The sequence below is a fragment of the Amycolatopsis sp. NBC_01307 genome, from assembly GCF_035975215.1.
GTDB lineage: Bacteria > Actinomycetota > Actinomycetes > Mycobacteriales > Pseudonocardiaceae > Amycolatopsis.
Map to the genome: position 1 here is coordinate 1,707,343 of NZ_CP108403.1, position 17,776 is coordinate 1,725,118.

Annotated in this window: 22 protein-coding genes; 9 read left to right on the forward strand and 13 right to left on the reverse strand. The window is 71.6% G+C overall.

What is annotated here, in order from left to right:
- Nucleotides 1-9 precede the first annotated feature (9 nt).
- Together OG439_RS07250 and OG439_RS07255 are read right to left on the reverse strand one after the other, a co-directional pair.
- Nucleotides 10-660 carry a response regulator transcription factor gene (locus OG439_RS07250; protein WP_326948582.1) on the reverse strand — a complete coding sequence of 217 codons (651 nt, stop codon included), beginning with the start codon at nt 658-660 and terminating at the stop codon, nt 10-12.
- Nucleotides 648-1,892 (reverse strand): sensor histidine kinase, encoded by a 1,245-nt coding sequence (locus OG439_RS07255; protein ID WP_326948583.1) that lies wholly within the window; start codon nt 1,890-1,892, stop codon nt 648-650. Before OG439_RS07255 ends, OG439_RS07250 begins: the two co-directional genes overlap by 13 nt.
- A gap of 396 nt (nt 1,893-2,288) precedes the next feature.
- Between OG439_RS07255 and OG439_RS07260 the strand changes: the two genes are divergently transcribed.
- On the forward strand, nt 2,289-2,711 hold the full coding sequence (locus OG439_RS07260) for a hypothetical protein (protein WP_326948584.1): 423 nt from the start codon (nt 2,289-2,291) through the stop codon (nt 2,709-2,711).
- Nucleotides 2,712-3,150: 439 nt separating this feature from the next.
- Here the strand turns inward: OG439_RS07260 and uppS are convergent, their stop codons facing one another.
- The 7 genes from uppS to OG439_RS07295 form a co-directional block, all read right to left on the reverse strand.
- Nucleotides 3,151-3,927 carry a polyprenyl diphosphate synthase gene (uppS, locus tag OG439_RS07265; protein ID WP_326948585.1) on the reverse strand — a complete coding sequence of 259 codons (777 nt, stop codon included), beginning with the start codon at nt 3,925-3,927 and terminating at the stop codon, nt 3,151-3,153.
- A gap of 12 nt (nt 3,928-3,939) precedes the next feature.
- Nucleotides 3,940-4,662 (reverse strand): hypothetical protein, encoded by a 723-nt coding sequence (locus OG439_RS07270; RefSeq protein ID WP_326948586.1) that lies wholly within the window; start codon nt 4,660-4,662, stop codon nt 3,940-3,942.
- Nucleotides 4,659-4,955 (reverse strand): PadR family transcriptional regulator, encoded by a 297-nt coding sequence (locus tag OG439_RS07275; RefSeq protein ID WP_326948587.1) that lies wholly within the window; start codon nt 4,953-4,955, stop codon nt 4,659-4,661. Before OG439_RS07275 ends, OG439_RS07270 begins: the two co-directional genes overlap by 4 nt.
- A gap of 79 nt (nt 4,956-5,034) precedes the next feature.
- Nucleotides 5,035-5,955 carry a M56 family metallopeptidase gene (locus OG439_RS07280; RefSeq protein ID WP_326948588.1) on the reverse strand — a complete coding sequence of 307 codons (921 nt, stop codon included), beginning with the start codon at nt 5,953-5,955 and terminating at the stop codon, nt 5,035-5,037.
- Between the two features lie 3 nt (nt 5,956-5,958).
- Nucleotides 5,959-6,342, reverse strand: coding sequence for a BlaI/MecI/CopY family transcriptional regulator (locus OG439_RS07285; RefSeq protein ID WP_326948589.1), 384 nt, complete (start codon nt 6,340-6,342; stop codon nt 5,959-5,961).
- Between the two features lie 9 nt (nt 6,343-6,351).
- Nucleotides 6,352-7,056, reverse strand: coding sequence for a polysaccharide deacetylase family protein (locus OG439_RS07290; protein WP_326948590.1), 705 nt, complete (start codon nt 7,054-7,056; stop codon nt 6,352-6,354).
- On the reverse strand, nt 7,053-8,099 hold the full coding sequence (locus OG439_RS07295; RefSeq protein ID WP_326948591.1) for a hypothetical protein: 1,047 nt from the start codon (nt 8,097-8,099) through the stop codon (nt 7,053-7,055). The genes OG439_RS07290 and OG439_RS07295 overlap by 4 nt, the downstream gene beginning before the upstream one ends.
- A gap of 135 nt (nt 8,100-8,234) precedes the next feature.
- On the opposite strand from OG439_RS07295, the gene OG439_RS07300 reads away from it, so the two are divergent.
- Both OG439_RS07300 and OG439_RS07305 read left to right on the forward strand, forming a co-directional pair.
- Entirely contained in the window at nt 8,235-8,849 is a 615-nt protein-coding gene (locus OG439_RS07300; RefSeq protein WP_326948592.1) for a phosphatase PAP2 family protein, read from the forward strand.
- A 101-nt stretch (nt 8,850-8,950) separates the two neighbouring features.
- Entirely contained in the window at nt 8,951-9,580 is a 630-nt protein-coding gene (locus OG439_RS07305) for a transglycosylase SLT domain-containing protein (protein ID WP_326948593.1), read from the forward strand.
- A gap of 1 nt (nt 9,581) precedes the next feature.
- On the opposite strand, the gene OG439_RS07310 is transcribed toward OG439_RS07305, so the two are convergent.
- Nucleotides 9,582-9,965 (reverse strand): phosphatase PAP2 family protein, encoded by a 384-nt coding sequence (locus tag OG439_RS07310; RefSeq protein WP_326948594.1) that lies wholly within the window; start codon nt 9,963-9,965, stop codon nt 9,582-9,584.
- 114 nt (nt 9,966-10,079) lie between these two features.
- On the opposite strand from OG439_RS07310, the gene OG439_RS07315 reads away from it, so the two are divergent.
- From OG439_RS07315 to OG439_RS07325, 3 genes are all read left to right on the forward strand, one after another.
- Nucleotides 10,080-10,532 (forward strand): hypothetical protein, encoded by a 453-nt coding sequence (locus OG439_RS07315; protein WP_326948595.1) that lies wholly within the window; start codon nt 10,080-10,082, stop codon nt 10,530-10,532.
- A gap of 83 nt (nt 10,533-10,615) precedes the next feature.
- Nucleotides 10,616-11,245 carry a DedA family protein gene (locus OG439_RS07320; protein ID WP_326948596.1) on the forward strand — a complete coding sequence of 210 codons (630 nt, stop codon included), beginning with the start codon at nt 10,616-10,618 and terminating at the stop codon, nt 11,243-11,245.
- A gap of 107 nt (nt 11,246-11,352) precedes the next feature.
- Nucleotides 11,353-12,363: a phosphodiester glycosidase family protein gene (locus OG439_RS07325; protein ID WP_326948597.1), complete on the forward strand. Its 1,011-nt coding sequence runs from the start codon at nt 11,353-11,355 to the stop codon at nt 12,361-12,363.
- Here OG439_RS07325 and OG439_RS07330 read toward each other — a convergent pair.
- A complete protein-coding gene (locus OG439_RS07330; protein ID WP_326948598.1) occupies nt 12,279-13,610 on the reverse strand; it encodes a sensor histidine kinase in 1,332 nt (443 codons plus the stop codon). The two genes, OG439_RS07325 and OG439_RS07330, sit on opposite strands and share 85 nt — an antisense overlap.
- 137 nt (nt 13,611-13,747) lie before the next feature.
- On the opposite strand from OG439_RS07330, the gene OG439_RS07335 reads away from it, so the two are divergent.
- From OG439_RS07335 to OG439_RS07345, 3 genes are all read left to right on the forward strand, one after another.
- Nucleotides 13,748-14,449, forward strand: coding sequence for a response regulator transcription factor (locus tag OG439_RS07335; RefSeq protein ID WP_326948599.1), 702 nt, complete (start codon nt 13,748-13,750; stop codon nt 14,447-14,449).
- Nucleotides 14,450-14,547: 98 nt separating this feature from the next.
- Nucleotides 14,548-14,997 carry a DUF1707 SHOCT-like domain-containing protein gene (locus tag OG439_RS07340; protein WP_326948600.1) on the forward strand — a complete coding sequence of 150 codons (450 nt, stop codon included), beginning with the start codon at nt 14,548-14,550 and terminating at the stop codon, nt 14,995-14,997.
- A gap of 124 nt (nt 14,998-15,121) precedes the next feature.
- Nucleotides 15,122-15,952 carry an undecaprenyl-diphosphate phosphatase gene (locus tag OG439_RS07345; protein ID WP_326951503.1) on the forward strand — a complete coding sequence of 277 codons (831 nt, stop codon included), beginning with the start codon at nt 15,122-15,124 and terminating at the stop codon, nt 15,950-15,952.
- Between the two features lie 5 nt (nt 15,953-15,957).
- On the opposite strand, the gene OG439_RS07350 is transcribed toward OG439_RS07345, so the two are convergent.
- Both OG439_RS07350 and OG439_RS07355 read right to left on the reverse strand, forming a co-directional pair.
- Nucleotides 15,958-17,166: an alpha/beta hydrolase gene (locus OG439_RS07350; protein WP_326948601.1), complete on the reverse strand. Its 1,209-nt coding sequence runs from the start codon at nt 17,164-17,166 to the stop codon at nt 15,958-15,960.
- 38 nt (nt 17,167-17,204) lie between these two features.
- Nucleotides 17,205-17,753 carry a hypothetical protein gene (locus OG439_RS07355; protein ID WP_326948602.1) on the reverse strand — a complete coding sequence of 183 codons (549 nt, stop codon included), beginning with the start codon at nt 17,751-17,753 and terminating at the stop codon, nt 17,205-17,207.
- Nucleotides 17,754-17,776 lie beyond the last annotated feature (23 nt).

Below are 17,776 nucleotides of genomic sequence, written 5' to 3' on the forward strand. Positions count from 1 at the left end.
ATGGGAAGGTCAGGCCCGGGACGCTCCGATGAACCGCAGCACGGCCAGGACGCGGCGGTGGTCCGCGTCGACCACGGGCAGGTCAAGCTTGGCGAAGATGTTGTTGATGTGCTTCGCCACGGCGCTCTCGCTGACCACCAGCGCCTGCGCGATGCCGGCATTGGAGCGCCCCTCGGCCATCAGGCCGAGCACCTCCCGTTCGCGGGGGGTCAGCCGCGCGAGCGGGTCGCTGTCGCGCCGCAGCAGCAACTGGGCGACGACCTGCGGATCCAAGGCCGTGCCCCCGTCCGCCACGCGCCGGACCGCCGCCACGAACTCGGCGACATCGGCAACCCGCTGCTTGAGCAGGTAGCCCACACCGCTGGTGTTCGCAGACAGCAGGTCAGCCGCGTACCGCTCCTCCACGTACTGCGAAAGCAGCACCACCGGCGTCCCCGGCCAGCGCCGACGGATCTCCATCGCCGCCCGCACTCCCTCGTCGGTGAAGCCGGGCGGCATCCGGACGTCGATCAAGGCGAGTTCGGGCCGATGCTCCGCCACCGCCGCCAACAGCCCCTCCGCGTCGCCGGCTTCCGCGGCGACCTGGAACCCGCCCATCTCCAGCACCTTGATCAGGCCTACCCGCAACAACACCGAATCCTCGGCGATCACCGCGCGCACGGCAGCTCCGCGGTGATGGTGGTGGGCCCGCCGACGGGGCTGCTGACGTGGAAGGCCCCGTCGAGGGAGCCGACCCGCTTGGCCAGCCCGGTCAGTCCCGTGCCGGCGGCGTCGGCACCGCCCAGCCCGTCGTCGGTAACGCGCACGCGCAGCACCTCGCCGACCTGACGGACCAGCACCTCCGCACGCATCGCGTTGGCGTGCTTCGTCGCATTGGTCAACGCCTCGGAGATCACGAAGTACGCGACCGACTCCACATTGGGCGCCACCCGCTCCTCCAGATCGACCCGCAACCGCACCGGCACGGGCGTGCGGGCAGCCAGCCCGGACAACGCCGCGTCCAGACCTCGGTCGTCGAGCACGGCCGGGTGCAGCCCCCGCACCAGGTCATTGAGTTCGGCGATCGCCTCCTTCGCCTCCAGGTGCGCTCTAGCGATCACCTCGCGGGCATCACTCGGCAGGTCCGGGCGGGTGGCCATGGCCAGACCCAGGTTGACCGCGAGGGACACCAGCCGCTGCTGGGTGCCGTCGTGCAGGTCGCGCTCGATCCGGCGGCGCTCCGCGTCGACGGCCTCGATCAAGTCGGTCCGGCTCACGGCCAGCTGATCGACCCGCTCCTGGAGCCGCTGCGTCCGGCTGGGCCCGAGCAGGCCCGACGCCAGCCGCGCCTCGGCCCGGGCTACTGCCCGCGCGGTCCAGGGCAGGGCGCACAGGAAGAGGAGCCCAGCCGCTGTGTAAGCCGGTAGCTGGGTCGCGTAGCCGAACCCGTCGTGGCGGATTCCGGTCGGCAGCGCCCATGACCAGGCGTAGGCGGTGACGCCCGCCAGGCACGTCACCGCTACCGCGAGCACCAGCAGTTCCAGCAGCGCGAGCAGCGGGCCCAGCAGGAGGTGGTAACAGATCTTGCGCCAAGGTCGTGTAGCCGCGAGCCACCGGGCGGTCGAGGCCCACGTCCATTGTTCCGGCGCGGTGGGGGTGAGCCGGGGGATGTCCACCCCGATGAGTGCCCGGTGGCGAGCCCGCTGAACGGCCGTCAGCACCGGGGTGCCGAGCAGGACCAGGGCGGCCGACACGGAAACCGTGAGGAGCCAGTTCCCCGTCTTGGCGGTAGTCGTCGCCGCCCAGGACCACACGGGCACCAGCGCCAGGTGCGGCAGCACACCAGCGGCAAGAAAGCCGGTGTCCCGCCGCGCCCGGAGGACCGTGCGTCTCAGTCCGGCTGGAATCGTCATGGCACGACGCTAGGGCACCGCAGGAGCACGGTGCCATGAAACCTGGACCCGATCTCATGGTGAACCTAGGCTCACCTGAACCGCGGTCAGCAGTGAAGATCACCCCGCTGGAGGCGATGTCCCTGGCGAACTTCACGTCGGTCTGGTGCAGGCCGAACCCGAGAGCCGGCGATGCGTCGTTCCCGCCCGGGGCGCCGTGTCCATGATCCGACGGTAATCGAGCCGGGACCGGCACCACCATCGTGCAGCCACCCGGACCGGTGCGGTAGCAGGTACCACCACGAAGTCGGAACCACGGGCTACTGATCTCGGCCGGTTCCGGCGGCAAAGTTCTGCCGCAGGGCTGCCCCGCACCGGCGTCGGCAGCAGCAGCACGACGTTCAGCGGAGGAATTTCATGACCGTTCAGACGATGCCCTGGCTGCCATGCACGGCGACGTCGCCGGGTGCCCGGCCCAGGTGGGTGCCTGGTGTGCTGGGCGCGGTGGCGGCGGGGATGGTGCCGTGGGTGTTCGTGCTGGGCCGGACCTTGCCCGAGACGACCCAGGTGCGGCACTGGCCTGCCGTGTGGATCGGACTCGACCTGGCCATGGCGCTCGGCTGCGCGACGACGGCGCGGTGGTATCACCGGGGCGATGCCCGCGCCCGCCTGTCGGCCTCGGCGGTCGCGGCGCTCATGGGGATGGACGCCTGGTTCGACGTCCTCACCGCCCGGCCCGGCACCGGATTCACCCAGGCCCTCGTCTGCGCGGTCCCGGAACTGGCCCTGGCCGGACTGTGCACCTGGCTCGCCCTGCGTGATACAGAAAGGCTGTCATGAAACGAGAACATCCGCGACTGCGGCGGTATGCGTTTTCGCCGCAGTGATGTGTGTTCCGGGAACAAGCGAGGCCATTGTCGGCGGCGAACAGGCCGATCAGCGCTACCCGGTCGGTTCGTTGCAGTACGACAATGGAACGACCCGAACTGGCCCACGTGTGGTGTGTGGATCCACGATGCCTGGCATGCCGCGCCCAACGCGCATTGTGTGACGAACCTCGCCCGGCGTGGGGCCGAAGAGATGCCGGTCGGTTGTCAACGAGGGTGCCCTTGTCTGCGACTCCAGACTCACGTGCCCACTGCTCGATCGACCTGGACTTGGCTGAGCGCGTCCGTCAGTGCGGCGCATCCGCGGACCGGTCGTCTCGGCCCGTTCCCTTCAACGGTGGGAAGAGAATCGGGCCGCGACGCGGTACCGACGAAGATAATCCGGCGCGGCGTCAGGCGCCGAACCGGCGTTGCCGGCTCGCGTAGCTGCGCAGGGCACGGAGGAAGTCGATGTCTCGGAAGGCTGGCCAGTAGGCGTCGCAGAAGTGCAGTTCCGCGTAGGCGCCTTGCCAGAGCAGGAAGTTCGACAGGCGCTGCTCGCCGCTCGTGCGGATGATCAGGTCGGGTTCCGGGTGCTCCGGCGCGTACAAGTGGGCGGCGACGTCGTCGACGGTCAGCGTTTCCGCGACCTCCGTGAGTGTGCTGCCCGAGGTGGCACGCTCGGTGAGGAGGTCGCGGAGGCCGTCGACGATCTCCTGGCGGCCGCCGTAGCCGATCGCCAGGGTGACGTGGGCGCCGGTCGGGCAATCCCTGGTGGCTTCGGCGGCGTGTTTCAGGGCGCGTGCCGTGGACGCCGGCAGCAGGTCGACGGCGCCCGCGACGTGGACTCGCCACCGGGCGCCCGGCCGGGCCAGCCGGTCGGTGGCGGGCCGTTCGACGACGTCCATGAGGAACGCCACCTCGCCGTCGGCGCGGCTGGTCAGGTTTTCCGTGGAGCACAAGAAAACCGTGACGTAGCGGATGCCGAGAGACTCGCACCAGGAGAGCACGCGTTCGGCGTGCTCGGCGCCGTACCAGTGCCCGAGGCTGGGGTTGGCCATGCCCTGTTGCCGGGCCCAGCGCCGGTTGCCGTCCATGATCAGGCCGACGTGGCCCGGCAGGGCGGTGCCGTCGAGCTGCCTGCGCAGGCGTCGCGCGTACAGGGCGTAGAGGGGCGCGGTGACGCGCATCGTCTTCACCTTTCAGGCCGCGGTGGCCGGGGGCCGGAGGAACAGTGGTGCCGCGAGCAGGCACAGGCCGAGCGCGGCCGGACCGGGCGCCGGATCGGTGACCGCCGCGACCAGCTGGGTCGCACCGGTGGCCGCGGCCGCGGCGGCCAGGACCCGGACGCCGAACCGGAAGCGCCGCGGGGGCACGGCCGGGTCGGAACCCACCCCGGCGATGGTCCTGGCGATCTGGATCACGGCCCAGCCCCAAGAACCCCACCAGCACGCGAGCACGGCGAGCCGGATCGGCGGGACGAAGGAACCGCCGGTCTCGTGGACGACGGCGACGACGGCGACGCCCAGCACGGCCGGTCCGGCGAGCCGGCGCAAGAGCCGCCGCCCGATGGCCGTCAGCGTGGCCGGGGCCGGGCGCGGCACGGCGAGCAGCAGACCGGCGACCACCGCGACCGCGCTGACGTCGAGCATCCGGGGAAGCCCGCGGGTGCCCTCGACCATCAGGTGTGCGGCGAACCAGCCGATGCCCGTCACGATCACCGCCATCGCGACGACCCGGGCCTGGCGCTGGGCGGCCGAGCGTGCGGGCCAGGCGGCGGGGTGCAGCCACATGTCGGCGACGCCCGCGAGCAGGTTCGGCCACGACCGCGGACCGCTCGTGCGGACCTCCACCGCCAGGTCCGTGCCCCAGCGGTCCCGGAACGCTCGCGGATAAAGCCGGACCAGCCCCTGGGCGACGGTCATGCCGGCCGCACGCCGAGCCGCCGGAGTCCCGCGTCGGCCACCCTGGCCATGGCCAGCAGTTCGCGCTCCAGGACGGTCCGTCCCTGGTCGGTGATGCGCACCGGACGCTGGCGGCCTTCACCTTCGAGAGCTTCGATCAGCCCCTTCGCCTCCAACCGGGCGAGGGCGCCGTAGAGGCTGCCCGGCCCCAGCCGTTCGCCGGTCAGCTCGCCGATCGCGGTGTTGACGGCGTAACCGTGCAGCGGCCCGTCGGTCAGGGCGTAGAGCACGAGGATCTGGGCGTCGTTCGGCATCCGCGTCTCCTTCGGTGGACCGACCGCACGCTACTACGCGTCAAGTAGTACGTGCAACGTACTGCCGGACTTCGGGACGTCAGCCGGACCCGTGCCCCGCCTGCGCCGATTCGATGGTGCTGTGCAGGTCGGTGACGGAGTCCAGCGCGGTCTCGGCGGACCACGCGGTGATGCCGAAGACCACCGTGGCCGCGAGCAGTGCGGCCGGGAGCCGGCGGTGCTGGGCCGTCAGCAGTGCCTTGACGCGGCGGGGGACCGGCCCGCCGGTGGCGGCGAGGGCGAACGTCGGCCGGGGCTGCCCGGCGAGGGCGGCCTTGGCGACGGCGTGGGCGACCACCGTGCGGTCGCCCACGTGCTCGGCGGCGGCCTCGTCGGCCCAGCGCTCGAGGGCGAACCGGGCGGCCGCGCACAGCGGGCGCAGCAACGGGTTCAGTGTGCCGGCGAGGGTAATGGCGACGAGGAAGTGGTGGTGGCGCAGGCGGAGGTGGGCGCGTTCGTGGGCGAGCAGGGCGGTGCGTTCGCGCGGGGAGAGCGCGCTGAGCATGCCGCTGGAGATGGCGATCCGGCCGCCGCGTCCGGGTGCGGCGAACGCCACGGGCTCGGCGCCGGGCAGGATGACCACGCCCGGTTCGCGGCTGTGGTCGTCGAGTTCCCGGGTCAGGTCGCGGATCCAGCGTGTGTAACCGATGGTGGCGCGGGCGAACGCGACGGCGAGCACGAGGAGCAGCAGCCCGCAGGCGGCCGAGAGCGGGAGGCTGATCGGGTCCAGGCCGCGCAGCACCTCGGGGGACCAGTGCCCGGCGCGCGCGACCGCCGGGATGAGCGTCAGACCGGCGAATGCTTGCAGAGCCAGGGTGATGGTGCTGCCCGCGGCCAGCACGAGGCAGCCGGCGGTCAGCAGCCAGCCGGCCTCACGGGGTGCGAGCCGGGGAGCGACGAGACGCGCCAAGGGCCACGCGACCAAGGGCAGCAGCAGCGGGATCCAGACGTCGAGGTCCACGGCTCATCGCCCGGTGCCGGGCTTGCCCAGGAGCTTGCGCAGCTCGCGTTCGTCCGATTTGGACAGGTTCGAGACGAAGCGGGCGAGCACGCTGCGGCGGTCCGGTTCGTTGTCGAGCACCTTGGTCATCCGCCGCGCGGCCAGGCCGGGTTCGTCTTCGACGGCGTGGTAGCGGAACGACCGGCCCTGCTTTTCCCGGGCGGCGACGCCCTTGTCGTGCAGGCGGGAGAGGATCGTCACGACGGTGGTGTAGGCGAGGTCGCCGTCGAGGCGCTCCTGGACTTCCGCTGGGGCGAGGGGCCCGTCGGCTTCCCACAGGATCGCCAGGACCTCCGCCTCCAGCGCGCCGGGAGCCCGCCGTGCGCTTTCGTCCCGCTGCATCCTCATGGCCGCATTCTACAGAAGTGTCGTACTGAGCCGGTCGAGGTGGAGACCGCGGCGGCGGGAGTCGCCGATGATCGACGGGAGCGCGCCCAGGGTGGCTCGCCAGGCGCCGTTGCCGGTGGTGACGTCGCTGTCGTGCAGCAGGATCGTGCCGCGGTCGCCGAGGTTCCGCATGACCTTGCGGTGGATGGACGCCGGGGTGCAGCCTTCCGTCCAGTCGAAGCCCCACGTGCTCCACAGCACCGGGGTGAGCCCCAGCCGCCGGGCCGAGAGCAGGGACGCCCCGCTGAAGACGCCGTAGGGCGGCCGGAACCAGCGGGGCCGGACGCCGGTGAGGGTCTCGATGAGGTCGCGGGCGCCGAGCAGTTCCCGGTGGGTGCGGCCGGGGGGCTTGCGCAGCAGGCACTGGTGGTCCCAGCCGTGGACGCCGATCTCGTGCCCGGCCTCGGCGATGGCCCTGGTCAGCTTCGGGGCGCGCAGGGCCTGGGCGCCGAGCAGGAAGAACGTCGCCTTGATGCCGTGGCGATCGAGGGCGCTGAGGAACTGCGGGGTCGACGTCGGCGACGGGCCGTCGTCGAAGGTCAGGGCGACCTGCCCGGGGACGCCGATCCCGGCCAGCCGCGGCAGGAAGGTGCGCCGGGGGCCGGGAAGGAAGGCCGCGGCGGGTGCCGCGTGGGCCAATGCCACGAGTCCCGCGAGCCCGATAGCTGCTTTCATGCGCGGTCCAGGAGCTTCTCGAGCAGCGGGATCGGGTCTTCGGCCGGCTGGGCCGTGGCGGGCGGGCAGTCGTCCGATGCCAGCGCGGCGGGCAGTTCGGCGGGGTCGCGGATCCAGCGGGCGAGGCCGAGCCGGTCGAGTACAGCGGCGTTCGCGCGCCCGTGGCCCGGCAGGCAGCGGTAGGTCAGCACGGGTAACCGAGCCGCGAGGGCTTCCGAGCTGGTCAGCCCGCCGGCGTTCTGGACGACGACGTCGACGGCCCGCATCAGGCCGGGCATGTCCTCGACCCAGCCGAACGCGTGCGCGAGGCCTTCGGCTCGCAGCCGGTCGCGCAGGCCGGTGTTGCTGCCGCAGGCGACCACCGGGGTCACTATGCCGGACCGGGCGACGTCGTGGGCGGTCCGGCGGACCTGCCCGACGCCCCACGAGCCGGCGGTGACGAGTGCGAGCCGCCCTTCCGTGGGCAGTCCGAACGCCAGCCGGGCCTGCTGCCGTTCGGGTGGCGTCGCGGGCCGGAAGGCAGGCGCGACCAGCGGCGCCGCGACCGCGGCCGCACGTGCACCCAGGGTGCGGGCCTGCTGCCGGGCGAGGTGGTTCGGCGCGATGTGGAGGTCGGCGGCGCCGGAGACGCAGATGCGGTGCACGGCGGGGTCGGTCAGGTACACCCCGAGCGGGGCGGTCAGCTCGCCGCGTCCGCGCAGGTGCGCCAGCGCGTGGGACGCGAGCGGGTAGGTGGAGACGGCCAGTTCCGTCCGGTCGCCGAGCGCCTCGCGCAGTCCGCCGCAGGCGAGCGTGGCGGCGCGGCTCGCCAGCCCGGCGGCGCGGGGGCCGTTCAGGGCACGCAGCGTCCAGTCCCAGCTGCGTGGAGCCGTCTGCAACTGGCGCCGGTACAGCCGGCACAGCCGGCCGCCCAGCGCGGGTGGCAGGAGGTCCAGGAAGTCGAGGACCTCGACCTCGTGGGCGCTCAGCCGGTCCGCCAGGGCGTACGCGGCCCGGTCGTGCCCGGCGCCGAACCGGGCCGAAACGATCACGATGCGCGCCATGCCTCCTCCTTCGACTCGATGTCGAAGTTCTACATGCATGTAGATTAACGGGTGGCAAGAAGAGGCGGCGACTGCATCTACACTGAAGTAGAATTTCTAGAAGACTGTAGATGTACGACGGAAGGGGACACTCGCGTGGACGGCGGGGCAATCGATGGCAGCTGGTACCTCGCGGTGCTGGGGTTCGCCCGGGAAACCCCGTGGTTGCAGGGGTTCATGGCGCTCTACACCAACGTGGGCCTGGTCCTGCTCGCCCTCCTCGCCGTGGTGACGTGGTGGCGGATGCGTCCCCGCGACGCGGCTCGCATGGCCGCCGCGCTGTGGGTGCCGCTCGCCGTCGCGCTGGCCTACGGCCTGAGCAACCTCGTGAAGGTCCTCGTCCAGGAGCCGCGGCCGTGCATCCGGTACCCGGCGGTGCCGACGGTGGCGACCTGCGACTACGTCACCGACTACTCGTTCCCCAGCAACCACGTCACGCTCGCCGTCGCCGCGGCCGTCGCCCTGCTGTTCGCCGCGCGCCGCACCGGCCTGGTCGCGCTCGGGCTGGCCCTGCTGGTCGCGTTTTCGCGCATGTACCTGGGCGCGCACTACCCGCACGACGTGTTTGCCGGAGCTGTTCTCGGCGCGCTGGTGGCGTGCTTGGGCCTGCCGCTCCGACGTCCGATGAAGGCCCTCGTGGACTACTTGCGGGACGGAGCCCTGCGGCCGCTGACCGGGACCGGCGAACGAACCACGGTCGCGGCCCGCTGATGTGAGTCCTTTATGGACATTCATGAGGGCGTCGTGCGGAGCCGACGCGCTCGACCGGCCGTACGCCGTACAGTGGCGTTCACCCGACGAAGGCAGGACTCATGCGGCCGTATCGTGTGCTCGCGGCCGTTTGCGCGCTGGCGCTGGCGGGCTGCTCCGCAGCTCCCGGGTCCAGCGCTCCCGCGACGTCGGCCACCCCGGTTGCGCCCGTCACGAACACATCGGCCCAGGACGCCGCGGTGAACCCCGATCCGGCGAAGTTCGCGCCGCAGGTCATCGCGCGCGCCCGCGAAGCCGGCGTCGACCCGCAGCTGGTGCTGGCCATCCTCTACAACGAGAACTACAAGCCGCACGATCCGCAGCTCGAGCGCGCCTGGCAGAACCTCAAGCTGGACGCCGCGTTCGGGGTGGCGAACATGCACCGCGCGACGTACGAGCAGAGCCGCCGCGGCCGGCCGTTCGCCGGCCGCGACTGGCAGGAACTGCCCGACGACCCGGACCTCGCCATTCAGGCCGAAGCCTGGTATCTACACGACCTGGCCGCTCAGCTGCCCGCGAAACACAGCGGCCAGTACACGACCGACGAACTGCTCGCGCTGGGCTACAACGCCGGGCCGGGCAATATGAAAGCATTCGCGCGCGGCACGAAGCCCGGCGCGCAGGTGCAGACCTATCTGACGGACCTGCGCGCCACGTGGGCGAAAGCAGGCGCGGCGGTGGGAAAGCCCTGAATCAGGCCCGATGACTCGTCTCACGCTCGTCGAGGCGTTGCAGGACGAGCGCGCCGGACAGCCAGGTCGTGACGAACGCCAAGCTGCCCAGGACATCGGTGGGCCAGTGGACGCCGAGGTAGACGCGGGTCCAGGCGATCAGCAGGGCATACGCGGCGGCGATCGGCCACACCACCCGCGCAGTGACGCGGCCGGTGAACCGGCGTACGACGAGCCAGGCGATCAGGCCCGCGGCCAGGGCGGCGTCGGAGGTGTGCCCCGACGGGAAGGACAGTCCGCCGGCCTGGACGACCCGATCCGCCGTGGGCGGACGTGGTCGCGCGACCTGAAATCCAAGTCGCCGACCAAGTGTTAGCCAAACATTAGGAACGGGCAAAGCGGACATGATACTTCGACGTCGCTGCTCGCGGCCCGGTGCCGGGTAAGCATCTGCCAGCGACGGGCAAAGGCCCGGTTAACGGCCGTGCCCCGGCTCTGGCCGGGGGCGCACGCTGAATTCATGAGGGTTGTGCGGGGATCGAGTGCGGTGCCGAGGCGCCTGCGGCTGCTGAAGCCGATGGTCTCCCGGTCCGGCCGGATGCCGGACCGGCTGGAGGCGTGGGTCATCGCCCTGCTGGGACTGCTGGCGGCCGGGTCGGCCGCGGTCGTCGGGGTGCTCTCGGTGGTCGACTACGGCAGACTCGCGGCGTCGGCGGCCGCCGACGCCCGTGCGCGCCACGTGGTGAACGCGAGTCTCCGGCCTGACATCCCCGTGCCCGCCGGTCGGGCGACGGTCGCCCCGCCGTTGAGCGGCTCCGAGGTGTTCATCACCGCCGTCCTCGGTGGGGTGCTGTGGGAATCGGCCGCGCTCGCCGTGCTGGGCGGGGTCTACCTGATCGGCTGTCGTCTGCTGGACAAGCACCGTGCCCGGCTGTGGGAACGCGCCCTGAGTGGTGACGTGACCGCGCCCTGAGCGGAGGTGGGCTGGTGGCCGCTTAATACGACATGGGTGTAGAAATACTACGTACGTGTCGAAGACGGAAGGCGGTCCGACCGATGAACCCGTTGAGCGCGACGTCGTGGTTGTCGAGCCTCGGCGCGGCCGGGGTGTTCCTCGTCCTGTTCGCCGAAACCGGCCTGCTGATCGGGTTCTTCCTGCCCGGCGACTCCCTGCTCTTCACCGCGGGCCTGTTCTGCACGACCGGTGCGACGGCCGCTGTGCACCTTTCGCTGCCCCTGGTGCTGATCGCGTCCGTCGCGGGCGCGCTCCTGGGCGCGCAGACCGGATTCCTCATCGGGCGGCGCGGCGGCCGCGCCCTGCTGGCCCGGACCCGCAACCAGCACCTGCATCGGGGATTGACCAGGGCCGAAGAACTTTTCGGCCGCTACGGTCACGCCAAGGCCATCGTCCTCGCGCGGTTCATCCCGGTGGTCCGCACCGTCCTGAACCCGCTCGCCGGTATCCTCGCCGTTCCCGCCCGCACCTTCGCGGTGTGGCAGGTCCTCGGCGGCCTGCTCTGGTCGATCGGCATCACGCTGGCCGGCTACGTCCTCGGGTCCAGCATCCCCGGGATCGACCAGTACCTGCTGCCGATCATCGCGCTCGTCGTGATCGTGTCGCTCATTCCGCTCGGCCTCGAACTCCTCCGGAACCGCAAACAGCGCGACGAGGTCAGCGACTCTTAGCCATTCATCAGCACTTCGCTGCACTGGGGCGAACCCGGGCGTCGTTACCGTGAAATATGGTCGACGCAGCGAGCCGAACCGGAACTCCGAACCTTCCTCGTCCGCCGGTGAAACGCCGTAAGAAACGACTGCGGCGGTTGCTCGTCGTGTTCCTGGTTTTGATCATCTACCCGGCCGTCACCTACGTTCAGGCGCTCACCGCACCCGGAGCGGCGACCTTCACCGCCTGGAGCGCGGACTGGGCGCGGCAGATGGGCGCCGGCCCGGTCGTGAACGCGCTCGAGAACTGGTACTACACCGGACATCCCCCGGCGAACAGCGCGCCGAGCACCGACGCTCTGCCCGTTCCGGTCCCGGAGCCGGCCGGGGATCAGGCGAACGCCCCCGCGGCGCTGACGACTCTCCCGGGTGCCCTGCCCGGCGAAGGCTTGTGGATCCCTGGAGCCCGGATGGCCGGTGGTCAGGAGCCGGGCGGCAGCTGGCCCGAGCAGGCTCAGGTGCCGAACGCGCTCCGCCCGTCGCTGCTCGCGACGTTCAACTCGGGCTTCAAGTTCCGCGACACCGACGGCGGCTTCTACGCCGACGGCCAGTACGGGAAGCCCCTGAAGAACGGGATGGCCTCCCTGGTCGTCGACCGGTCCGGCGTGGCGACCGTCGCGCTGTGGGGCCGCGACGCCCAGATGACGCCGCAGGTCGCCGCGGTGCGCCAGAACCTCGAGCTGATCGTCGACGGCGGCAAGCCGGTCCCCGGGCTGTCGGGGAACCCGGCGGGGCAGTGGGGGAGCGCACGCAACCAGTTCCAGTTCACCTGGCGCTCGGGCGTCGGGGTCGACGCGGAGGGCCGGCTGGTCTACGTGGCCGGCAACCAGCTCACCCTGACCGCCATGGCGAGCGCGCTGACGGCGGCGGGCGTCGTCCGCGGGATGGAGCTGGACATCCACGGCGGGATGGTGAGCTGCAACCTGTTCCGCCCCGACGTCGCGGGTTCGGCGCCCCGGACGCTGGTCCCGAGCATGCCGACCGCGCCGGATCGCTACCTGTCCGCTGACCAGCGCGACTTCTTCGCGATCACGGCGCGCTCCGGTGCGCTGCGGGCGCCGGGGGCAGCAACAGGGTGAACGTCATCGGGGGCGGGCCGGCTGAGCCACAACCGGCCGCCCTCGGCCTCGGCGAGGTCCCGGGCCAGCGCCAAGCCGATCCCGGTCCCCCCGGCGCCGCTGTGGCCCCGGGTGAACAGGTCCGGGCCGTCGCTCGTGCCACGGCCCTCGTCGGCGACGTCGATCGCGAACGCGTCGGCGCTGTCGCGGGTCGTGATCGTCACCATCCCCACGCCGTGGATGACGGCGTTGTCGAGCAGGACGCCGACGATCTGCCGCACCGCCGCCTCGGCGGCTCTCGGACGCCCGTCGGCGTCGGGGGAGATGACCAGCTGCCGTCCCTGGGTGGCGAGCAGGTTCCGCCAGCCGGCCACGACGTCGCGCAGCAGCACGTCCGGCTCGATCACCCCGCGGTCCTCCGGCGGGCGGACGGCGAGGGTGACCAGGTCGTCGATCGTCGTCTCCAGCCGGTCCGCTGTTGCGATCGCCGCCACGACGGCCGCTTCGAGGTCCTGTCCTGGCGGGTCGAGGGCCGACTCCAGCTGCAGACGCAGGCCGGCCAGCGGGGTGCGCAGCTGGTGCGACGCGTCGGCCGCGAGGGCGCGCTGGCGGTCCAAGGCGTCGGCGATCCGCGCCGCCGCCCCGTCCAGGGCGCCGCCCAGCTGGTCGATCTCGCCGATGCCGCTGATCGGGGCGCGGACGCCGAAGTCGCCGTCCCCGAGCCGCCCGGCGGCCGCGGACAGCTGCTCGAGCGGGCCGGCGACCCGTGCCGCCAGCCGCGCGGCGAGCAGCCACGTCAGGGCGACCGCGGCGGCCGCCAGCCCGGCCATGGCGAGCCAGGAGAGCGCGATCTTCTGGTAGCCGTCGGTGCGGGGCGTCGACGCGCGCACGATGCCGCTCATCCGGTCGTCCTGCAGGATCGGCACGGCGACGACGAGTTCCGAGCCGACCTCGCCGGTGGCCACCGCGCCGCCGCGAGCGCGTGACACGACGGGATCGGCCTGCGCCGGGCCGCTGCCCGTCAGGAGGACACCCGCCGGGCTGTAGAGCCCGGTGGTGTCCTCTTCGGACCCCGGGAACTCCGGCAGGCTCCGGTGCGTGAGCACGTCGCCGGCGATCGACAGGGCCGCGGCGTCGGCGGTGCGCTCGAGTTCGGTGCGCTCGTCCTGGGTGAAGTAGCTCGCGACACCGACCGCGAGGGGGATCCCGAAAAGGCTGGTCGCCAGGAGCGCGGCGGCGACGGCAAGCAGAATGATCCGTCTGCGCATGACGCAAGTCTGCCGTGACAATCCGCTGATCGCGAAGTTTCGGCGAGGGAAAGGTTAGCCCACGGTTAGCGTTCACCTCAACGAGGTAAATTCTCCGGCCGGAGATCGGTCCCCCGGAATTCCGGTAGCATTTCCCCATGGCCGCGGTTCTGCTCGTAGAAGACGACGAAACCATCGGCAGCCTGCTCGAGTCGGCCCTGCGGATGCACGATTACGACGTGATGTGGTCCCACACCGGGGGCGACGCGCTGCGCCGGATGAAGCTCGACGAGTACAACGTGGTCCTGCTCGATCTGGGGTTACCGGACCTCGACGGGATCGAGGTGTGCCGGCGCGCGCGGGTGATCACGCCGAACGCGCTGATCATCATGATCACGGCCCGCACGCAGGAGATGGACGTCGTCGTGGGGCTGGAGGTCGGCGCCGACGACTACCTGACCAAGCCGATCCGGCTACGGGAGCTGCTGGCGCGGCTGCACGCGCACCTGCGCCGAGGATATTCGTCCAACGCAATGCCGCTGCGGGTGGGGGAGCTGGTGGTCCAGGTCGCCGCCCGCCGCGTGGTACTGGCGGACGACGAGGTTTCCCTGCGCCCCAAGGAGTTCGACCTGCTTCTGCGGCTGGCACAGGAGCCCGGTGCGGCGATCAGCCGGGTCACCTTGATGGCGGACGTGTGGGACACGCACTGGCACGGCTCGACGAAGACGCTGGACGTGCACATCGTCGCGCTCCGGCGCAAGCTGGCCGCCGCCGCGGCGGACTCCGGCGCGCTGCCCGTCATCACCACCGTGCGGGGCTATGGCTACCGCTTGGAGCAGCCGGTTCCGCAGGGGACGTGACTGTTCTTGCCGGACGTTAACCTTTCCCTAGCGCGCCGGAAACTTCCGCCCTTATAGCGTGAGGCAACGAATCCGGACCACCAGCTCGAGGACGTGCGATGGCTGATCCCGTCTCAGCGGGCGAGGGCGCCCCACCCGGGGCGATCCGCTGCTCGGACGGAGAACGCGAACAGACCCGGTCGCGGCTGGCCCAGGCCGCCGGGGAAGGGCGCATCACGGTCGAGGAACTGGACGACCGCCTGGCGCTCGTCGCCGCGGCGCGGTTCCGGCACGAGCTGGACGCGGTCGCCGCCGACCTTCCCCGATCGGAAAGGCCACCAGGTGCGGCCGCCGGGTGGCTGCCCATCCTGGCCACCGCACGACGGCAGCTGAGCGCGGACGCGACGGCGCTCGTCGGCCGAGGACAGGTGGTCGTGAGCCGGCGACGTCGCTGGGCGGTGTTCGTCGCCGCGGTCGCGGTGGCCCTGATCTTCACAGCGCTCGTCCTGGCCGCGGTGCACGGATTCGGCGACGAAGGGCTCGACCACCACGAACTCGGGCGAGGCTGAGGCCCGGCACTCTGCTTCCCGTGCGATCCTTTGCGGATCGTGCACCAGACCGGGCGGACATCCGGACCGACCCCCCACGACCCGGGTGTCCGCCCTCCTCCTCAGAAAGAACAACTCCTTGAGCGTGATCGACATCGGCCAGTCCGTGATCCTCGGCGTCGTGGAAGGGCTGACCGAATTCCTGCCCGTGTCGTCCACGGGCCACCTGAAGATCGCGGAAGGACTGCTCGGCATTCCGGTCGACGACCAGTCTGTCGTCGGCTTCACGGCGGTGATCCAGGTCGGCGCGATCGCCGCCGTGCTCGTCTACTTCTTCCGCGACATCGCCCGGTTCGCCGGCGCGTGGGGCCGCGGGCTCGTCAACGCCGAGGCCCGCCAGGAACACGACTACAAGTTCTCCTGGTGGGTCATTCTCGCGACCATTCCGATCGTGGTCGCCGGACTGCTGTTCCAGTCGCTGGTCAAGGGCCCTTTGGCCTCGCTGTGGGTCGTCGCGGCTTCGCTGATCGGCGGCAGCGCGGTCATGTGGCTCGCGGACCGCTTCGGCACGGGCAGGCGCGCCGAAGCCGACGTCACGCTGCCCGACGCGATGCTCGTGGGCTCGTCGCAGATCCTGGCGCTGCTCTTCCCAGGCTTCTCGCGATCCGGCGCGACGATCTCGACGGGCCTGCTGCGCGGCCTCGACCGGGTCGCCGCGACGCGGTTGTCGTTCTTCCTGTCGATCCCCGCGTTGACCGGCGCCGGGCTGTACGAGCTGAAGGACGCCGTGGGCGGCAGCATCGACGTCGTACCGCTGGTCGTCGGGACCGTGGTGTCGTTCGCCGTGGCGTACGGGGCCATCGCGTGGCTGCTGAAGTTCGTGGCCGGCCACACCTTCACGGCGTTCGTCGTCTACCGGGTCATCGTCGGAGTCGCGCTGCTGGGCCTGCTGAGCACCGGCGTGCTCCACAGCTGACCGGCTCAGGGGGCCGTGCGCTGCACCTCGACCTCCGCGTACGGCGAAGGTGCGGCGAGCAGCGCGGCGGGGCGTCCGCTGACGGCGTGGTCGACGAACGCGCCGAGGTGGGCGTTGACGATGGCGAGCGCGACGTCGCCGTCGATGGGGCCGAGCGCGAGCAGGAACCCGGCCGGTGCGGCGAGGTAGTAGGCGCCGTAGTCGGTGAAGTCGAAGTGCTCGGCCCCGCGGATCCGGTAGCACCAGACGGGACCGGTGCCGGCGTTCACCAGCGACCGGGCCGCGTCCCGGTCGGCCTGGTCACCCGGAGCGCTCGGCTCGCAGGTTCCCGTGACACAGGAGTCCTGGCTGCCGATGAGCAGCAGCGGCTTGGTGAGTCCGGAGTGGACGACGGCGCCGTACTGGGTGCCGTCCAGGTCGGCGGCGCCGGCGCAGTGCGGGTCGGACCGGCAGGCTTCGAGGGCCGCGGCCCCGCCGAAAGAATGTCCGATGTAGACCGTCGCGGCGGTGTCGACGTGACCGGCGAACCGGCCCCGAGCCTGAAGTCCCGCGACCTGCGCCGCGGCGAAGCGAGCGTCGGCCGCCCAGACGCCGACCAGCCGGTCACCCGCGACCTGCGCCTGCCCGGCGTGCAGGTCGGCGGTGTCGAACGCCGAAGGGTTGCCCGCTTCGTCGGACGGCACGGCGGTGCCGTCGAGGACGGTCAGGTTCGCGCTGTAGGTCGGGGTGACGCCCGCGACCAGATACCCGTGGGAGGCGAGGTTCTCCGCGATCGCGGTGTACTGCGGCGCGGCGAAGCCCAGACCCGGTTCCAGCACGACGACGGGGAACCGGCCGGCCGCGACCGGGACGTCGGCGACCGCGTGGACGTGGACGTCGTCGAAGCCGGTCTCGCTCCACGCCAGTGCGCCGTCGAGATGGAGTCCCGCCCACGCTCCGGGCGCGTACGGAGCGGTTCCGGCCTCGGCCGCCGGAGCGGCGGGGTACCAGAGCCAGACCGACAGCCGCCGTGGTGAACCGGGTTGCGGTGCCAGCGGGTCGAGGCGGGCGTGGTCGGTCCACTCGGTGATGGTGCGGCCGACGGGGTAGGGGCCGGTCGGCGCGGGCAGAGTGACCGGTTGCGCCGCCCGGATCGCGGCGTAACCGACGTAAGCGCCGAGCCCCACGACGATCAGCAGGGCCACGACGAGCAGGATCCGCAGCGTGCGAGCCATGGCGCGAATAGTACACGCTGCGTACTACGCGACACGTACTACATTCGCGGGGTTTCCGACAGCGCCGAGACCAGGACGTGGGCGATTTCGGCCACCGCCGCGGTGACGGCCTGCCGCGCGAGGGAGTCCAGCTGCCGCAGGGCCGACGTGCTTCGGCCGGCCAGGCGCACCGGCTCACCGGGCTGAGCGCAGCCTTCAAGTTCGAGCAACAGTGCCTGGTCCCCGGTGAAGGTGAGGTGGAGGGTGGCGGTCTCGAGTTTCGCGGTGTCCGGTGGGCCGGACCGCTCGACGACGGGCGCGTCGTGGCCCTCGGCGATGAGGCTTTCCATGGCCGCCTGGACGATGTGCTCCCCGCGGGAGGCCAGGTCGTTCAAGCTGCGCAGGCGGGTATCGGGTTCCCCCGCGAGCTGTCCGCCCGGCAGGAGCTCGGCGACGCGCTGCAAGGCGTTCATCGCGTGCCACGCGGCCACGACCAGCGGATCGGGCTCCGGTGCGTCCTCCGCCAGCATCGCCGGACCCAGCTGGGCGGCCACCCGATCGGCCAAGTCGGAGAGCTTCCCCGCCTGCAGGGGACTGCGTTCGGGCATGGCGGTTCTCCGATGTCACGGCG